The 15,989-nt window shown below is 67.0% G+C and carries 11 protein-coding genes; 4 read left to right on the top strand and 7 right to left on the bottom strand.

What is annotated here, in order from left to right:
* Positions 1-225 precede the first annotated feature (225 nt).
* From CEY09_RS27165 to CEY09_RS27140, 6 genes are all read right to left on the bottom strand, one after another.
* Positions 226-1,557: a TolC family outer membrane protein gene (locus CEY09_RS27165; RefSeq protein ID WP_006227980.1), complete on the bottom strand. Its 1,332-nt coding sequence runs from the start codon at positions 1,555-1,557 to the stop codon at positions 226-228.
* A 79-nt stretch (positions 1,558-1,636) separates the two neighbouring features.
* On the bottom strand, positions 1,637-2,317 hold the full coding sequence (locus CEY09_RS27160; RefSeq protein ID WP_006227981.1) for a protein-L-isoaspartate O-methyltransferase family protein: 681 nt from the start codon (positions 2,315-2,317) through the stop codon (positions 1,637-1,639).
* 185 nt (positions 2,318-2,502) lie between these two features.
* Entirely contained in the window at positions 2,503-3,345 is an 843-nt protein-coding gene (gene thiD / locus CEY09_RS27155) for a bifunctional hydroxymethylpyrimidine kinase/phosphomethylpyrimidine kinase (RefSeq protein ID WP_006227982.1), read from the bottom strand.
* Positions 3,342-4,151, bottom strand: a complete 810-nt coding sequence (locus CEY09_RS27150; protein WP_088590986.1) for a thiazole synthase — start codon at positions 4,149-4,151, stop codon at positions 3,342-3,344. The genes thiD and CEY09_RS27150 overlap by 4 nt, the downstream gene beginning before the upstream one ends.
* A gap of 154 nt (positions 4,152-4,305) precedes the next feature.
* Positions 4,306-5,217: a cobalamin-binding protein gene (locus tag CEY09_RS27145; protein ID WP_088590985.1), complete on the bottom strand. Its 912-nt coding sequence runs from the start codon at positions 5,215-5,217 to the stop codon at positions 4,306-4,308.
* A 52-nt stretch (positions 5,218-5,269) separates the two neighbouring features.
* Positions 5,270-7,315, bottom strand: a complete 2,046-nt coding sequence (locus CEY09_RS27140; RefSeq protein WP_088590984.1) for a TonB-dependent receptor — start codon at positions 7,313-7,315, stop codon at positions 5,270-5,272.
* 452 nt (positions 7,316-7,767) lie between these two features.
* Between CEY09_RS27140 and metH the strand changes: the two genes are divergently transcribed.
* Positions 7,768-11,541, top strand: a complete 3,774-nt coding sequence (gene metH / locus CEY09_RS27135; protein WP_088590983.1) for a methionine synthase — start codon at positions 7,768-7,770, stop codon at positions 11,539-11,541.
* Between the two features lie 77 nt (positions 11,542-11,618).
* Here metH and iaaH read toward each other — a convergent pair whose 3' ends face one another.
* A complete protein-coding gene (iaaH, locus tag CEY09_RS27130; protein ID WP_088590982.1) occupies positions 11,619-13,085 on the bottom strand; it encodes an indoleacetamide hydrolase in 1,467 nt (488 codons plus the stop codon).
* A gap of 216 nt (positions 13,086-13,301) precedes the next feature.
* Between iaaH and CEY09_RS27125 the strand changes: the two genes are divergently transcribed.
* From CEY09_RS27125 to CEY09_RS27115, 3 genes are all read left to right on the top strand, one after another.
* Positions 13,302-14,030: a FadR/GntR family transcriptional regulator gene (locus CEY09_RS27125; RefSeq protein ID WP_088590981.1), complete on the top strand. Its 729-nt coding sequence runs from the start codon at positions 13,302-13,304 to the stop codon at positions 14,028-14,030.
* Positions 14,031-14,126: 96 nt separating this feature from the next.
* Positions 14,127-14,993: a substrate-binding periplasmic protein gene (locus CEY09_RS27120; RefSeq protein ID WP_088590980.1), complete on the top strand. Its 867-nt coding sequence runs from the start codon at positions 14,127-14,129 to the stop codon at positions 14,991-14,993.
* Between the two features lie 139 nt (positions 14,994-15,132).
* Positions 15,133-15,981 (top strand): transporter substrate-binding domain-containing protein, encoded by an 849-nt coding sequence (locus CEY09_RS27115; RefSeq protein ID WP_006227990.1) that lies wholly within the window; start codon positions 15,133-15,135, stop codon positions 15,979-15,981.
* Positions 15,982-15,989: the final 8 nt, after the last annotated feature.

The raw sequence follows: 15,989 nt of genomic DNA, 5'->3' as shown, positions 1-15,989 counted from the left end.
GTTCTTCCGACGTATTTCTCGCGCTCCACCCATCCTACAGGCCGAGGCGTTCGTAGGATGGGTTGCGCGCGATGGGCATGCGCGTTCTTCCGGCGTATTTCTCGCGCTCCACCCATCCTACAGGTCGAGGCGTTCGTAGGATGGGTGGAGCGCGAGAAGGCGCTCATGAATGAATAAACGCCAATCGCGCGCAACCCATCAAGCCGCTCTATCTGGCCACACCCATCAGCGGGCGTCGCGCAGCAGCCGGTTGATGGCTTCCAGGTCGGTCTCGGCCAGGATGCCGCTGACGGCTTTCAGGCGCAGGCCCGAGAGCACCGTGCTGTAGCGCGCCAGCGCCAGATCGCGCTGGGTGGCATAGAGCTGTTGCTGGGCGTTGAGCACGTCCAGGTTGATCCGCACGCCTACCTCGTAGCCCGTGCGGTTGGCTTCCACCGCGGCGCGGCTGGACTTTTCGCCGGCCTCCAGCGCCTGGATGCGGGCCAGGCCGCTGGTGACGCCGGTGTAGTACTGACGCGCAGCCTGGACGGCCTGGCGGCGCGAGGTTTCGAAGTCGTAGCGGGCTTTTTGCTCCAGTTGCACTTTCTCGGTCACCTGCGACGACACGCCGCCGCCCGCGTACAGCGGAATGGACAGGACTACGCCGATCGTATTGTCGATCGGCTTGCCGGGCGCGGCGTTGCGCATGACGGCGTCGCTGGCGCTGCCACTGGTGGCGCGCAGGTTCAGGGTGGGGTAGTGGCCGCTTTTGGCGATCTGGATCTCGCGGCCGGCAATGCGGGTCAGGAGCTGCGCGCGCAGCACTTCCAGGCTCGACGCTTCGGCCTGGGTGCTCCAGTCGTTCACGCGGGCGGGCTGCGGCGCCGGCAACTGCACGCCGTAGGGCAGTTCGGCCAGGGCGCCAGGCGGCGTGCCGATGATCTTGGCCAGCTCGTCGCGGCGCACGTCCAGGTCGTTCTGCAAACGCAGTTCCTGCGCCACCACCAAGTCGTAGCGCGCCTGCGCTTCGTAGGTGTCGGTGACGGTGGCGTTGCCCAGTTCGAAATTGCGCTTGGCGGACTCCAACTGCCCGGCCACGGCGGCCTTTTCGGCTTCGGTGGCAGTCAGCGTGTCTTGCGCATACAGCACGTTGAAATAGGCGTCGGCCACGCGCAGCAGCAGGTCTTGATAGGCCTGCTGAAGCTGGACTTCGACGTCGGCCACGATCAGCTTGGATTGTTCGTAGTTCTGCCAGCGGCCCCAGTCGAACAGGGGCTGGGTCAGCGCCAGGTCCCAGACGCCGCGTCCGCCGCTGTAGGACACGCCCAGGCCGCGGGTGCTGCGCGTTTCCTGGTAGGCGCCGCCGGCTTCGGCGGAAATCAGGGGCAGCAGCAGCGAACGGGCTTGCGGCTCTTTTTCCAGGCCGGCGCGGTAATTGGCGCGCGCGGCGGCGTAGGTGGGGTCATTGCCCAGGGCCGATTGCCAGACCTGGATCAGGTTCTGCGCAAACGCGGGCGACGGGCCGACGCTTGCGGCAGAGGTAAAAACCAGTAAAGCCGTAAGCAATCGGACGCGCATGATTTTCAACGATACGCCGGGCCGCCTTGACAGGCGCGCGCCCCATCGGGGGGCGGGCGCAGGGCGGCAAGGTGGAGGGTTAGAACTTGAACTGGGACACCGTGGCGCCGCGCAGCGGCTTGATGACCGTTTCGAACAGGTTCACGGTTTCGAAGCTGGCGGCCGTGGTGCGGGTGATGCGACAGGCCGTCATGACCGGGGCCTGGCCCACGACCACGACGAGGCGGCCACCCACGCGCAACTGGTACTTCAGCGCGTCCGGCACGACCGGCACGGAACCCGTCACCAGGATGGCGTCGTATTCGGTGGAGCCCCAGCCGTTGCGGGCGTCGCCGGTTTCAACCTTGACGTTGGTGACGTTGTTCATCTGCAGGTTCTGCTGCGCGAAGGTCACCAGGCGGCTGTCGATTTCAACCGAGGTGACCTGTTGGGCCAGATAGCCCAGCAGCGCGGCCTGGTAGCCGGAGCCGGTGCCGATTTCCAGCACACAGTCGGACTTGGTCAACTGCAGTTCTTGCGCCAGGCGGGCTTCGACCTTGGGGGCGAGCATCGTCTGGCGGGTATTCACCGCATTGATTTCCAGCGGCAGTTCCAGGTCGGAAAACGCCAGGGCGCGCAGGGCCGGCGGAACGAATTGTTCGCGGCGCACATCGAACAGCGCTTGCAGCACATTGGCGTCCAGGACGTCCCAAGGGCGGATCTGCTGTTCCACCATATTGAAGCGGGCTTGTTCTACGTCGGGCAGGGTCGAAGCGTTCATGACGGTCAGGAAAAAACAGAGGAATCAGCCGGCCATTGTACCGATTCGTAGCGTCCTGTGACGGCGTGCCCTGCCGGTAGATGTTTCAGCCGGGAATCCGGGCCCGCCGCAGGGGCCGCCAAACGACAGCGGCGCTCCGGAGAGCGCCGCTGGGTGGCTGCGGGACAGCAAGCGCTACCGGGCGCTTACCACCAGGCGTGGAAGTGGTGCACCGGGCCGTGGCCCGAGCCCACCGACAGGCGTTCCGCGTGGCGGATGGCTTCGGTCAGGTAGGCCTTGGCGCGGCGCGCGGCCTCGGGTACGTCCCCGGTTTGCGGCAGCAGCGCGGCCAGCGCCGCCGACAGCGTGCAGCCGGTGCCGTGGGTGTTGACGGTTTCGATGCGGTGGCCGGGCAGCTCGATCATGCGGTCGCCGTCGTGCAGCAGGTCGATGGTCTCGTTGCCGGGCAGGTGGCCGCCCTTGACCAGCACCCAGCGTTCGCCCGAATGCGCGAGCTTGTTGCGCAGGCGTTCGGCCACGCGACGCATTTCCTTGACGGTCTCGACCGGCCGCTCTTCCAGCAGCACGCCGGCCTCGGGCAGGTTGGGCGTCAGCAGGGTGGCCTGGGGCAGCATGGCTTCGCGCATGGCGCCCACGGCTTCCTTTTCCAGCAGCAGGTCGCCGCTCTTGGCCACCATGACCGGGTCCAGCACCACGTGGGCGGGCGCCCACTTGGCCAGCTTCTCGGCCACAACCTCGATCACCGGGCGCTGGCCCAGCATGCCGATCTTGACGGCGTCGATGCGCACGTCGGTGAACAGCGTGTCGATCTGCAGGCCCACGAAGGCGGGCGGCACGGGAGAAATGCCGGTGACGCCCTGGGTGTTCTGGGCGGTCAGGGCGGCGATGACGGCGCAGCCATAGGCGCCCAACGCGCTCATGGCCTTGATGTCGGCCAGCGTGCCGGCGCCGCCGGACGGATCGACGCCGGCGATGGTCAGCGCGTGGGGGATGGGACGGGCGTTGCCGTCCTGCTGGCGGGAGCTCATTTCGCCGAACCCGGGCCGCCGGTGATCAGGCCTTCGGTGGGCGAGCTGGGCGCACCGCTGTACAGTTTCTTGGGCATACGGCCGGCCAGGAAGGCCTCGCGGCCGGCTTCCACGCCCTTCTTCATGGCGCTGGCCATCAGGATCGGGTCGCGCGCGCCGGCGATGGCGGTGTTCATCAGGACGGCGTCGCAGCCCAGTTCCATGGCGATGGCCGCGTCGGACGCGGTGCCCACCCCGGCGTCCACCACGACCGGCACGCGGGCCTGGTCGATGATCAGGCGCAGGTTCCAGGGGTTCAGGATGCCCATGCCCGAGCCGATCAGGGAGGCCAGCGGCATGACGGCCACGGCGCCCATGTCTTCCAGCATGCGGCACTGGATGGGATCGTCGGTGCAATAGACCATGACCTTGAAGCCTTCATCGACCAGCGTCTTGGTGGCCTTGAGGGTTTCGGGCATGTTGGGGAACAGCGTGTGCGGGTCGCCCAGCACTTCCAGCTTGACCAGGTCATGGCCGTCCAGCAGCTCGCGCGCCAGGCGCAGCGTGCGGACCGCGTCGTCGGCGCTGTAGCAGCCGGCGGTGTTGGGCAGCAGCGTGAATTTCGACGTCGGGACGTAGTCCAGCAGGTTCGGTTCGCCGGCGTTCTGGCCGATGTTGGTGCGGCGGATGGCGACCGTGACGATTTCGGTGCCGCTGGCGTCCAGCGCGGCGCGGGTCTGTTCGAAGTCCTTGTACTTGCCGGTGCCGACGAGCAGGCGCGACGAATAGGCGCGTCCGGCGATGGTGAGGGTGTCTTGTGTGGTCATGGCGGTGTTCAAAGGGCGGGGGCGCGTGAGCGGAGCCCGCGGAGGCTGACTGATTTTGCTAGACGAATGATAAAGCACGGCGTGGCGCGGCAGGCGTGTTCATTGAAATGCCGCGTTCCACTATTTGCAGATCATGGTTGTGGGGGCGGGCAGCTCAGCGCAACCGGTCCAGGTCGGCGCAGATCGCCTCGGCTGCATCGACCAGGCGCGGACCCGGGCGGTACAGGGCATCGGCGTCGATGCCGTAGACATGCCCCGCGCGGGCGGCGGGCAGCCCCAGCGCCTGCCAGGCGGCCAGGTTCTTGGGCGTGTCCTCGGGGCGTCCCACCCCGGCCAGCACGGCCTCCGGGCGGGCGGCCAGCACGTTTTCGAGCGTGACCTGCGGAGCGACGACGGGCGCCTGCCCGAAGACGTTGACGCCGCCGCAGATGCGCAGCGCGTCGCTGACGATGCTGCTGTCGTTCAGGGTGTAGATGGGGTCCAGGCCCGCCTGGACGAAGACGCGCACGGGCCGGCGGCCGGCATAGCGCGCCGTCAGGGCGGCCAGGCGGGCGCGCAACTGTTCGGCGGCGGGCCGCGCCTGCGCCTCGGTGCCGAACAGCGCGCCCATGCGTTCCACGGCGTCGGGAATGGCGGCAAGCGTCAGCGGATCGCTGTAGAAGACGGGCACGCCCAGCTTGTCCATGACCCGCGTCAGCGGCTCGGCCGCGGCGGGCTGCCAGGCGATCAGCAGGTCGGGGCGCACGGCGGCCACGCGTTCGGCGTCGGGCTGGGTGCCGTCGCCGATGACGGGCAGTAGCCGGGCGGCGGCGGGATAGTCGCTGCCGCGGATGGTCGCGATGAGGCGGTCTCCCGCGCCGGCGGCATAAACGAGTTCGGTGGCGTGGGGGGCCAGGGTGACGGCGCGGCGCGCGGGCGCAGCCAGCAAGACCGTGCGGCCTTTGTCGTCATGGACCTGGATGGGGGAAGCGGGGTCGCCGGCGGCGGCCGGCGGATGGGGCAGCATCGCGCCCAGGGCCAGGAACAGCCCGGGAGCGATGCGGGGGTAGGCGCGTGCGAAGGTCATGCAGGGGCCGATAAGGTCAGCGGAGTACGCCGACTATATCGGATGTCCGCAATCAGTAGCGCAGCGTGAGCGACGCGTAGAAATTGCGGCCCGGCGCCGGGTACAGGTTGTAGTTGGCGACGGGGCCCAGCATCTGGAACGACGCATCGCCGCCGCGGATGCCGTAGGTGGCGTACTGGCGGTCGAAGATGTTGTTCACGCCGATGGCGCCTTCGATGTTGCGCGTGAACTTGTAGGCCAGCTTCGTGTTGAACAGCACGTAGGCGTCCAGTTCCTTGTCGAACTGGTTGGCCTGGTCGTTGTCCATGCGCGACTTGCCCACATATTGCGCCGACACATTCCACAGGAAGGCGTCGGTGGGGCGCCAGGTCACGCCGGCGTTGGCCAGCCACTTCGGGGCCAGCGGCACGGTCTTGCCGGCCAGGTCCACGCCGGCGTAGGTGCCGGAGCGGAATTGCGCTTGCATCCAGGTCACGTTCGCATCCAGCGTCACGCTGCTGGAAATGGCGGTGCGGCCTTCCAGTTCGATGCCTTGGCGGCGGGTCGGGTCCAGGTTGGTGTTGGCGCCGGTGCCCGGGCCCCACATGCCGTCGGCCAGCGGGTTGTACTGGATCTCGTTGGTCAGGTCATAGCGGAAGTACGACAGGCGGGCGCTGCTCGATGCCGCTTGCCACGTCACCCCGATTTCCTTGTCGGTGGACGTCTGCGGGGCCAGCGGGTTCTGCACCGACAGCAGTTCGTCGGCGTTGGGCAGGCGGAAGCTGCGGCCGACCTTGCCGTATACGCCGAAGCCGGCGGGCAGGTCCTGGCGCACGCCCAGCTGCCAGGCGGTCAGGTGGTTGCTGCGGTCGGACGCGGTGCCCGACCCGCTCAGCACGTCCAGGTCGTCGGACGCATACTGGCGGCGCACGCCGGCCGTCACATAGGTGGTGTCGGTGGCGCGGATCTGGCCTTCAGCGAAGAGACCATACTGGTGCTGGCGCGACTGCCACTTGGACGGCTCGAAGTCGTAGTAGGCGTTCTGGTCGGCGGTGGTCTTGGATTCTTGCGCGTCAGCGCCGAAGACGAGGCTGTGGCCGCCGTTGATCGGCAGGCGATAGCGCACGCTGGCGATGTTCTCTTCCAGCTTCTGGTCGCGCAGGGTGTCGCCGAAACCGTCGTAAGACAGGCCGTTGAGTTTCTTCTCGCGGGTCGACAGGTCGGCGTACAGCGTGCCGGCGCCGATCGCCTGTTCGACTTGCAGGCCGAAGGTGGTGCTCGTGGTCTTGACGAAGTCGACGTCGTTCTTCGAACCGCGCGGGTCGTCCTGGAACTCGTTCACACCGGTCGACGGGCTGATCAGACGCGGGCCGGGCAGTTCCAGTTTTTGCGTGGTGGTGCGGCCATACAGGCGGATGGAGCCGTTGTCGTGGCGCAGGGTGATGCCGCCGCCGCCGCCTTCGCGGCGCTCGCCGCTGTGGTCGCGATAGCCGTCGGTGTGCAGCGACTGCAGGTAGGCATCGACGCCGACCTTCTCGTTGTTCATCGCCACGGCGGCGTCGTACTGGCGCAGGCCGTAGCTGCCGAAGGTGGCGGTGGCGCGGGCGGTCACCGGTTCCTTCGAGAAATCTGACTTGGTGATGATGTTGACCACGCCGCCGGTCGTGCCGCCGCCGTATTGCACCGAGCCGCTGCCGCGCACGATTTCCACGCGTTCGACCTGGTCCAGGGGCACCACGCCCAGGCCCGGAGCCGACAGGTCGTTGGTGTTCTGCTTGACGCCGTCGATCATGATCAGCGTGTTGCTGGCGCCGGTGATGCCGAAGCCGCGCAGGTCGACGATGGCGTTGTCGCTGGAGCTGCTGGTGTTGATCAGGTGGATGCCCGCCTGGGTCGACAGCAGGTCCTGCATGGTTCGGGCGCTGCTGGCGGCGATGTCTTCGGCGGTGATGACCGAAATGGACACCGGCAGCGTGCGGCCGTCCGTCGGCACGCGCTGGGCGGTGACGGTCACGGTTTCGAGCTCGGGGGGGGCGGAGGCGGTTTGCTGGGCGGCGGCGATGGCCGGAGCGGAGCAGAGCAGGGCGCCGGCGTAACGCCGGATGGAGCGGGCTTTCATCTACGTAACCTCGATGCGACCCGCGACCCCGCAGGTCATTCACGATGGGGAGGATGCCCACGCGCAGCGGGCCGGTCGGCCCGGCGGCGATGCGTGGACTTCCTGACGAGCGAACTGGCCGGTATCGGGCTGCCATGGGCGCAGACAAGCGCGCATGGGGACCGTTGCGGGGGCAGCACAGGCTGGACGGCGGGGGCGTGCCACGCGGCCTTGTGGGCGGCGCGGCGGCCCGGGGGCCGTCTTCCTGTTTCCCGTTTACCTTTCGCGCGCGGCTGGCAAGTGTTGCGTTCTTGCAAGCCCGATGCGCCGAAAGCACCGGTTCGGGGCCGAAACTGTATCACCGGAGGGCGCGAGGGGGCCGGTTTTGTTACGATCAGGGCTTGTTTTTCCAGTGGTTTTGGCGTTTTAGCCACATCTTCGCCACTGAAGCCAACCTATAGCCGGACCTGCCCGTGTCGTATCCCCGCCTGCCGTACCCGCCCGAAGCCTATACCCAAGGCGGCGAATTCGCCCGCCTGCTGGGCAAGCGCATCCTGATCCTGGACGGCGCCATGGGCACCATGATCCAGCGCTACAAGCTGGGCGAGGCGGACTTCCGCGGCCAGCGTTTCGCCGACCACGGCAAGGACGTCAAGGGCAACAACGAGCTGCTGTCGCTGGTGCGGCCCGACGTGATTTCGGAGATCCACCGCCAATACCTGGAAGCGGGCGCCGACGTCATCGAGACCAACACGTTCGGCGCCACGACGATCGCGCAGGGCGACTACGACCTGCCGGAACTGGCCTACGAACTGAACCTGGTTTCCGCGAAGCTGGCCCGCGAGGCCTGTGACGCATTCAGTACGCCGGACAAGCCGCGTTTCGTGGCCGGCGCCCTGGGCCCGCAGCCCAAGACGGCATCGATCTCGCCTGACGTGAACGACCCGGGCGCCCGCAACGTCACCTTCGACGAATTGCGCGTGGCCTATATCGAACAGTTGAACGGCCTCCTGGACGGCGGCATCGACATCGTCCTGATCGAAACCATCTTCGACACGCTGAACGCCAAGGCCGCCATCTTCGCCACCGAAGAAGTGTTCGAGGCGCGCGGCATCCGCCTGCCCGTGATGATCTCGGGCACGGTGACCGATGCGTCCGGCCGCATCCTGTCGGGCCAGACCGTGGAAGCCTTCTGGAACTCGGTACGCCACGCGCGCCCGGTCACCATCGGCCTGAACTGCGCGCTGGGCGCGGCGCTGATGCGCCCCTATGTGGCCGAGCTCTCCAAGATCTGCGACACCTATGTCTGCGTGTACCCCAACGCCGGCCTGCCCAACCCGATGGCCGAAACGGGCTTCGACGAAACGCCGGCGGACACGTCGGCGCTACTTGAGGAATTCGCGCGCGCCGGGCTGGTGAACATGTCGGGCGGCTGTTGCGGCACGACGCCCGACCACATCCGCGCCATCGCGGATAAGGTCGCCGCGCTGACGCCGCGCATCGTGCCGGACATTCCGGTCAAGACCCGCCTGTCGGGCCTGGAACCCCTGAACATCGACGAAGAGACGCTGTACGTCAACGTGGGCGAACGCACCAACGTGACGGGCAGCAAGATGTTTGCCCGCCTGATCCGCGAGGAAAAGTACGACGAGGCGCTGGCCGTTGCCCGCCAGCAGGTCGAGAACGGCGCGCAGATCATCGACATCAACATGGACGAGGCCATGCTGGATTCGGTGGCCTGCATGCACCGCTTCCTGAACCTGATCGCCTCCGAGCCCGACATCGCCCGCGTGCCGGTCATGATCGACAGTTCGAAGTGGGAGGTCATCGAGACCGGCCTGAAGTGCGTGCAGGGCAAGCCGGTGGTGAACTCCATTTCGATGAAGGAAGGGCTGGAGCCGTTCCGCCATCATGCGCGGCTGTGCCGTCGCTATGGCGCCGCCGTGGTCGTCATGGCGTTCGACGAACTGGGCCAGGCCGACACGCTGGAACGACGTAAGGAAATCTGCGCGCGCGCCTACAAGATCCTGGTCGAGGAAGAAGGCTTCCCGCCGGAAGACATCATTTTCGATCCGAACGTCTTCGCGGTCGCCACCGGCATCGACGAGCACAACCACTACGCGGTGGACTTCATCGAAGGCACCCGCTGGATCCGCGACAACCTGCCGTACGCGCGCATCTCGGGCGGCGTGTCCAACGTCAGCTTCTCGTTCCGTGGCAACGAGCCGATGCGCGAGGCCATTCACACCGTGTTCCTGTACTACGCGGTCAAGGAAGGAATGACGATGGGCATCGTCAACGCCGGCCAGCTGGGCGTGTACGCGGACCTGGATCCCAAGCTGCGCGACCTGGTCGAGGACGTGGTGCTGGACCGGGCCGAGCCGGTGGGCAAGACCGAAGCCGACGACGAGCGCACGCCGACCGAACGCCTGGTGCAGTTTGCCGACACGGTCAAGGGTTCGGGCGCCAAGCGCGAAGAAGACCTGACCTGGCGTAACGCCGAAGTCGAAAAACGCCTGTCGCACGCGCTGGTGCACGGCATCACCGCCTTCATCGTGGAAGACACGGAAGAAGTGCGCCAGAAGATCTTCGCTCGTGGCGGCCGCCCGATCGAAGTGATCGAAGGCCCGCTGATGGACGGCATGAACGTCGTGGGCGACCTGTTCGGCGAAGGCAAGATGTTCCTGCCGCAGGTGGTGAAATCCGCCCGCGTCATGAAGCAGGCCGTGGCCCACCTGATCCCCTTCATCGAAGAGGAAAAGCGCCAGATCGCGGCCGCCGGCGGCGATGTGCGCGCCAAGGGCAAGATCGTCATCGCCACGGTCAAGGGCGACGTGCACGACATCGGCAAGAACATCGTGTCGGTCGTCCTGCAGTGCAACAACTTCGAAGTCGTGAACATGGGCGTGATGGTGCCCTGCGCGCAGATCCTGGAAAAGGCCAAGGAAGAAAACGCCGACATCGTCGGCCTGTCCGGCCTCATCACGCCCAGCCTGGAAGAAATGGCGTACGTGGCCAGCGAAATGCAGCGCGACGAATACTTCCGCAGCCGCAAGCTGCCGTTGATGATCGGTGGCGCCACCACCAGTCGCGTGCACACCGCCGTGAAGATCGCGCCCAACTACGAAGGCCCGGTCATCTACGTGCCGGATGCCAGCCGTTCGGTGGGCGTCGCGACCAACCTGATGTCGGAGCAGTCGGAAACGTATCTGGCCGAACTGGCCCAGGAATACGAGGAAGTGCGCCGCCGCCACGCCAACCGCAAGGCCACGCCGATCCTGCCGCTGGCGGACGCGCGCGCCTCGCGCCCGGCGATCGACTGGGATAACTACACGCCGCCGCGTCCGAAGTTCATCGGCCGTCGCACGTTCAAGAGCTACGACCTGGCCGAGATCGTGAAGTACGTGGATTGGGGCCCGTTCTTCCAGACCTGGAGCCTGTTCGGGCCTTTCCCCGCGATCCTGGACGACAAGGTGGTGGGCGAACAGGCGCGCAAGGTCTACGCCGACGGCCTGGCCATGATGAAGCGCATCGTCGAAGGCCGCTGGCTGACCGCCAACGGCGTGGTCGGCTTCTACCCGGCCAACAGCGTCAACGACGAAGACATCGAGATCTACAAGGACGAGACGCGCAGCGAAGTGCTGTTCACGTACCGCAACCTGCGTCAGCAGGGCGCCAAGCGCGAAGGGGTCAGCAACAAGTCGCTGTCCGACTTCATCGCGCCCAAGTCGTCGGGCAAGCTGGACTACATCGGCATGTTCGCCGTCACAGCGGGCATCGGCATCGAGAAGAAGGAAGCCGAATTCGAGCGTGCCCTGGACGATTATTCCAGCATCATGTTGAAGTCGCTGGCCGACCGCCTGGCCGAAGGCTTCGCGGAATGCCTGCACGCCCGCGTCCGCCAGGACCTGTGGGGCTACGCACCCGACGAGGCCCTGTCCAACGAAGACATGATCGCTGAGAAGTACGTGGGCATCCGCCCCGCGCCTGGCTATCCGGCCTGCCCGGAGCACGTGGTCAAGACCGACATGTTCCGCGTGCTGGACGGCGGCGACATCGGCATGATGCTGACCGACAGCTACGCGATGTACCCGGCCTCCAGCGTGTCGGGCTTTTACTTCAGCCACCCGGAGTCGCAGTACTTCAACGTGGGCGTGATTGGCGAGGACCAGCTGGAAGACTACGCCAAGCGCAGTGGACGGACCATCGAAGACCTGAAGCGGACGCTGGCCCCCAACCTGGGGTGATGCGCCCGCGCAGCGTGCGATGAAAAAACCGGCCAGTCGGCCGGTTTTTTTTGCGCCGCCACCCGATGCGGGCAGGCTTAGCGCGCAGGCGGCGCGATGCGCCCCAGCACGTCTTCGATCATCACGCCGATCGCCAGCACCTTACGGTCGTCGCCGGGCAGTCCGTCGATCTCCAGGCCCACCGGCAGGCCTTCCGGCGACAGGCCCGCCGGCACGCTCAGCCCGGGCAGGCCCGCGTTGCTGCCGGGGTCGACGTTGCGGGCCAGGCGGCTGAAGCTTTCGAAGCTGCTGGCCTCGGGCGTGGCGGCCATCGGCAGGATGGGCAGCGTCGGAAACAGCAGGCCGTCCAGGCCGTGTTCCCGGAAGGCGCGGCGGTATACCTCGATCAGTTCGTCGCGCTGGACGGCGATGACGCGTTCGTACAGCGGTTGCAGCGCCAGGACCTGGCCATCGGGCGTGGGCAGTACGCCAGGCACGATCAATCCGTCGAAAATGGCTTTGACGTCGGGGCTGGATATCTGCGCCACCACGTCGTCGAAGCTCACGCCCGTGCCGTAGCGCTGCAGGTACGCGGTCAGGTCGGGCTTTTGCTCATACAGGCACAGCGGCATGCCGACCGCGGCGTTGACGGCCGGCAGGTCTGGCATGTCGAGGTCCACCAGATGCACGCCGGCCTCGCGCAGCTTGGCCAGCACGGCATCCATGACGCTGCGCACGGACGGTTCCAGGTCGGCCCAGAAATAGCGCGCCAGTCCCAGGCGCACGCCCGAGGGCGGCAGGGGTGTTAGCGCTTGCGCGTCGCCAGCCAGCACGGCGTCCAGCAGCACGATGTCTTGCATGCTGTTGGCGATGGGCCCCGGCGTATCGCGGGTGTGCGAGATGGGCGTGATGCCCGCGCCGTCGTAGCGGCCGACCGAAGGCCGGAAGCCCGCGGCGCCGTTGACCGCGGCGGGCAGGCGCACGGACGCGCCCGTGTCGGTGCCCAGGGCGGCGGGCGCTAAGCGCGCGCCCACGGCTGCGCCGCTGCCCGAGGACGAGCCGCCGGCGATGCGGGTGCTGTCGTACGCGTTGCGCGTGCCGTGGCCATGCGCACCGGGAAAGGCGGTGTTGTAGCCCGAGACGCCGAAGGCCAGTTCGTGCATGTGGGTCTTGCCCACGATGACGGCGCCGGCGGCGCGCAGGCGCTGCACCACGGGCGCGTCCTCGGCAGGGCGGAAGTGCTTCAAGGCCGGGGTGCCGGCGGTGTTGGGCAGGCCGGCCACGTGGATGTTGTCTTTGATGGCGATGGGCACGCCGCCAAGCGGCCCAGCCTGACCCCCTGGGCGTTGCCCGGCGTCGTAGGCGCGGGCCTGCGCCAGCGCGCCGTCGCGGTCCACCGTGATGAAGGCGTTGAGCACGCCGTGGGCGTCAATGCGGTCCAGGCAGGCTTGGGTCAGCGCCACGCTGGTGAGGCGGCCGTCGCGGATCTGGGCGGCGGCTTCGGCGACGGTCAGCGCCGTCAGGGCGTCGTCGCCCGCGGGGCGCGGCCGGGGCTTGGCGGACAATGTCTGTTGGGACGTCTCTGGCACGGCGCTTTCTCTCCTGTACGGATGAATGCTGTTGGACCGCCATCTATACAGGGTTCCTGCCGCCGCTGTCGAGCCCGGCCGTCGCCTTGGCCCCACCTTATGCAACGATGGTTTACCACTTCGATAGTGGTAAACCATTATGGTGGAAATTGGTAAACCACTTATGATTTGGTCTAACCACTTTTAAGATCCATGACACTGCAACTGATCCCCAAACCCGAAGAACCGGCCAGCAAGCCGGTGGCGGACCGCGCCTATGTGCGGCTGGCCGCCCAGATCCAGGCCCTGGTGGCGCAAGGCGAATTCGCCGTCGGCAAGCGCTTGCCGGCCGAACGTGCGCTGGCCGAGCGTTTCGACGTCAGCCGCACCGCGCTGCGCGAAGCCATCATCGCGCTGGAGCTGCAGGGGGTCGTGGAAGTGCGGGGCGGGTCGGGCATCTACGTCTGTGAGCCCAAGCCCGGCATTGCTCGCTTGCCGGCCACCCAGGAAGCCGGCGCGGGACCCTTCGAGCTGCTGCGCGCGCGTTGCCTGATCGAATCCGAAATCGCCGCGCTGGCGGCCACGACCCGCAACGACGCGGATCTGGATCGCATCTTCGAAGCGCTGACGACGATGCGCGAGCAGATGATGGACAAGGCGGCCAACGAAGAGGCCGACCGGCGCTTTCATCTGTATATCGCGCAGTCCACCGGCAACAGCGTGCTGTTGGCCACGGTGACGTCGATGTGGGATCAGGCCCAGGGGCCGATCTGGGAAAAGATCGAACAGCATTTCCATACGCAGGATCTGCGCCAGGCGTCGCAGGAAGACCATCAGCGCATTTTCAGCGCGCTGGTGGCGGGCGACGCGCAGGCTGCGCGGCAGGCGATGCGCGCTCACCTTGAACGCGTGATCGGCGAATTCGCGCAGGGGTGGCGGTGACGCGGTAACGCAGGGCAGTACGGCAGGCGGCCCCTCGGCAGAGCGCGGAAGATACCGCGCCCCGGATCCGGGCTTTTCAAGTTCAGGAGACAAGCAATGCAGCAACAGAACAAGGGGAGCCGCGTGTTGGCCCGGTGGGCAGCGGCTGCGGTGCTGGCGATGTCCTTGCCGGTATCCGCCCAAGGCGGCGCCACGGCGGCCGGCCTTCCGGCGGCGGGGCAGAGCCCGCGCATCGACGCCATCCGCAAGTCGGGCGAGCTTCGCGTGGGCGTATTGCAGAACGCGCCCTGGCTGATTCAGGACCTGTCCGGAAAAAGCGGCGAAGCGTGGAGCGGCCCCGCCTGGCTGCTGGCCAAGGAATACGCCAGGCAGCTTGGCGTCAGATTGACGGCCGTGCCCGTGTCGCACGAGACCAAGGTGCCCGTGCTGGCCGCCAATCAAGTCGACATGACGATCAGCCCGCTGGCCGAGACCGCCGAGCGCCTGAAGGTGGTGGACTTCGTGCTGTATTCGGCCACCAGCGTCTGCATGTTCGGCCGCGCGGGCAACGACAAGCTGGCCCGCGCCAAGACCGTCGAAGACCTGAACCACCCGGACATCACCATCGCCTACTTCACGGGCGGCGCCGAAGAGGCCTGGGTGAAAGAGCGCTTTCCCAAGGCGCGGCTACGCGCCGTCGCCAACTCCGGCGCCACTGCGCCCATCGAAGAAATCATGGCCAAGCGCGCCGACGCGGCGCCGATCAACCGCGTGCCGTGGGTGGGCCTCGCCCACAAGGTGCGCGGCCTGGTGGTGTTTCCCGCCGAAGCCAATTGCCAGCAAAGCACGGAAAAGGCCTCGCCCGTTGGCCTGGCCATCGACAAGAACCAACCCGACTACCTGGCCTGGCTGCGGCAGGTGGCGGCAACGATGAAGCCCGCGTTGGACGCTGACGAAATGCGCATCATCGAACAGACCCAGTAGGCCGTCCGGCCATTCCCCTTTTCAACCGGCACGCGCCTGGCGCGTGCGGATCTGGCGATACCGCCGGTGCTTGAACACGCCGGTACCGGGCGTGCCGCCATCGGCGGCAGACGGCCGGGTTCCCTTTAGGAGACTTTGCATGCAACCCCGATTTTCCTCGCGCCTTCCCGCCGCCCGCCTGTTCCTGTCCGCCGCGCTGTTGGCGGGCGCGGCCACGGCGCAGGCCCAGACGCCGCCCGCGCCTGGCGAAAGCCCCCGCATCGACGCCATCCGCAAGGCGGGCGTGCTGCGGGTCGGCGTGGTCAACAACCCGCCCTGGCTGGTGCAGAACACCACCGGGTCGGGTGAACCGTGGATGGGGTCGTCGTGGCTGCTGGGCAAGGAGTTCGCGCGCCTGCTGGAGGTGAAGATTGTGCCCGTGCAGGTCAGCCACGAAACCAAGGTGCCCGCGCTGATCGCCAATCAGATGGACATCATGATCGGCCCGCTGAACCAGAACGCCGAGCGCGCCAAGATCATCGATTTCGTGACCTTTTCCAACACCAGCGTCTGCATGTTCGGGCTGGCGTCGAATCCGAAATTCACGAACGCCACCAAGGTCGAGGACTTCAACCAGCCCGGCATCACGATGGCCTACTTCTCCGGCGCGGGCGAAGAGCCGCTGGTGCTGCAGAACTTTCCCAACGCCAAGCTGCGCGGCGTGACGAACTCGGGCTCGGTCGCGCCCATCGAGGAAGTGCTGGCCGGCCGTTCGGACGTGGCGCCGCTGAACCGCATGCTGTGGCCCAACATCAGCAAGAAGGTCAAGGGCCTGGCCGTGTTCCCCAAAGAGAACGATTGCCAGGACAGCAAGATCTTCGCGATCGACGCGGGCATGGGTGTCGCCAAGGATCAGGCCGTCTATCTGGACTGGCTGCGCAAGGTGGAGGCGCGCATGCATCCGGAACTGGCGGCTGAAGAGCTCCGCATGACCCAAACCCTGAAATAAGGCGGCCA

The organism is Achromobacter marplatensis (genome assembly GCF_002209535.1).
GTDB lineage: Bacteria > Pseudomonadota > Gammaproteobacteria > Burkholderiales > Burkholderiaceae_B > Achromobacter > Achromobacter marplatensis.
This window is presented reverse-complemented; position numbering and strand designations above follow the sequence as displayed.

Excerpts from the sequence above, each read along its gene's own strand:
- CEY09_RS27150 (WP_088590986.1), bottom strand. The coding sequence starts at position 4,151 with ATGACCACACAAGACACCCTCACCATCGCCGGACGCGCCTATTCGTCG.
- CEY09_RS27125 (WP_088590981.1), top strand. The coding sequence starts at position 13,302 with ATGACACTGCAACTGATCCCCAAACCCGAAGAACCGGCCAGCAAGCCG.
- CEY09_RS27120 (WP_088590980.1), top strand. The coding sequence starts at position 14,127 with ATGCAGCAACAGAACAAGGGGAGCCGCGTGTTGGCCCGGTGGGCAGCG.
- CEY09_RS27160 (WP_006227981.1), bottom strand. The coding sequence starts at position 2,317 with ATGAACGCTTCGACCCTGCCCGACGTAGAACAAGCCCGCTTCAATATG.
- CEY09_RS27165 (WP_006227980.1), bottom strand. The coding sequence starts at position 1,557 with ATGCGCGTCCGATTGCTTACGGCTTTACTGGTTTTTACCTCTGCCGCA.
- CEY09_RS27140 (WP_088590984.1), bottom strand. The coding sequence starts at position 7,315 with ATGAAAGCCCGCTCCATCCGGCGTTACGCCGGCGCCCTGCTCTGCTCC.
- CEY09_RS27115 (WP_006227990.1), top strand. The coding sequence starts at position 15,133 with ATGCAACCCCGATTTTCCTCGCGCCTTCCCGCCGCCCGCCTGTTCCTG.
- thiD (WP_006227982.1), bottom strand. The coding sequence starts at position 3,345 with ATGAGCTCCCGCCAGCAGGACGGCAACGCCCGTCCCATCCCCCACGCG.
- CEY09_RS27145 (WP_088590985.1), bottom strand. The coding sequence starts at position 5,217 with ATGACCTTCGCACGCGCCTACCCCCGCATCGCTCCCGGGCTGTTCCTG.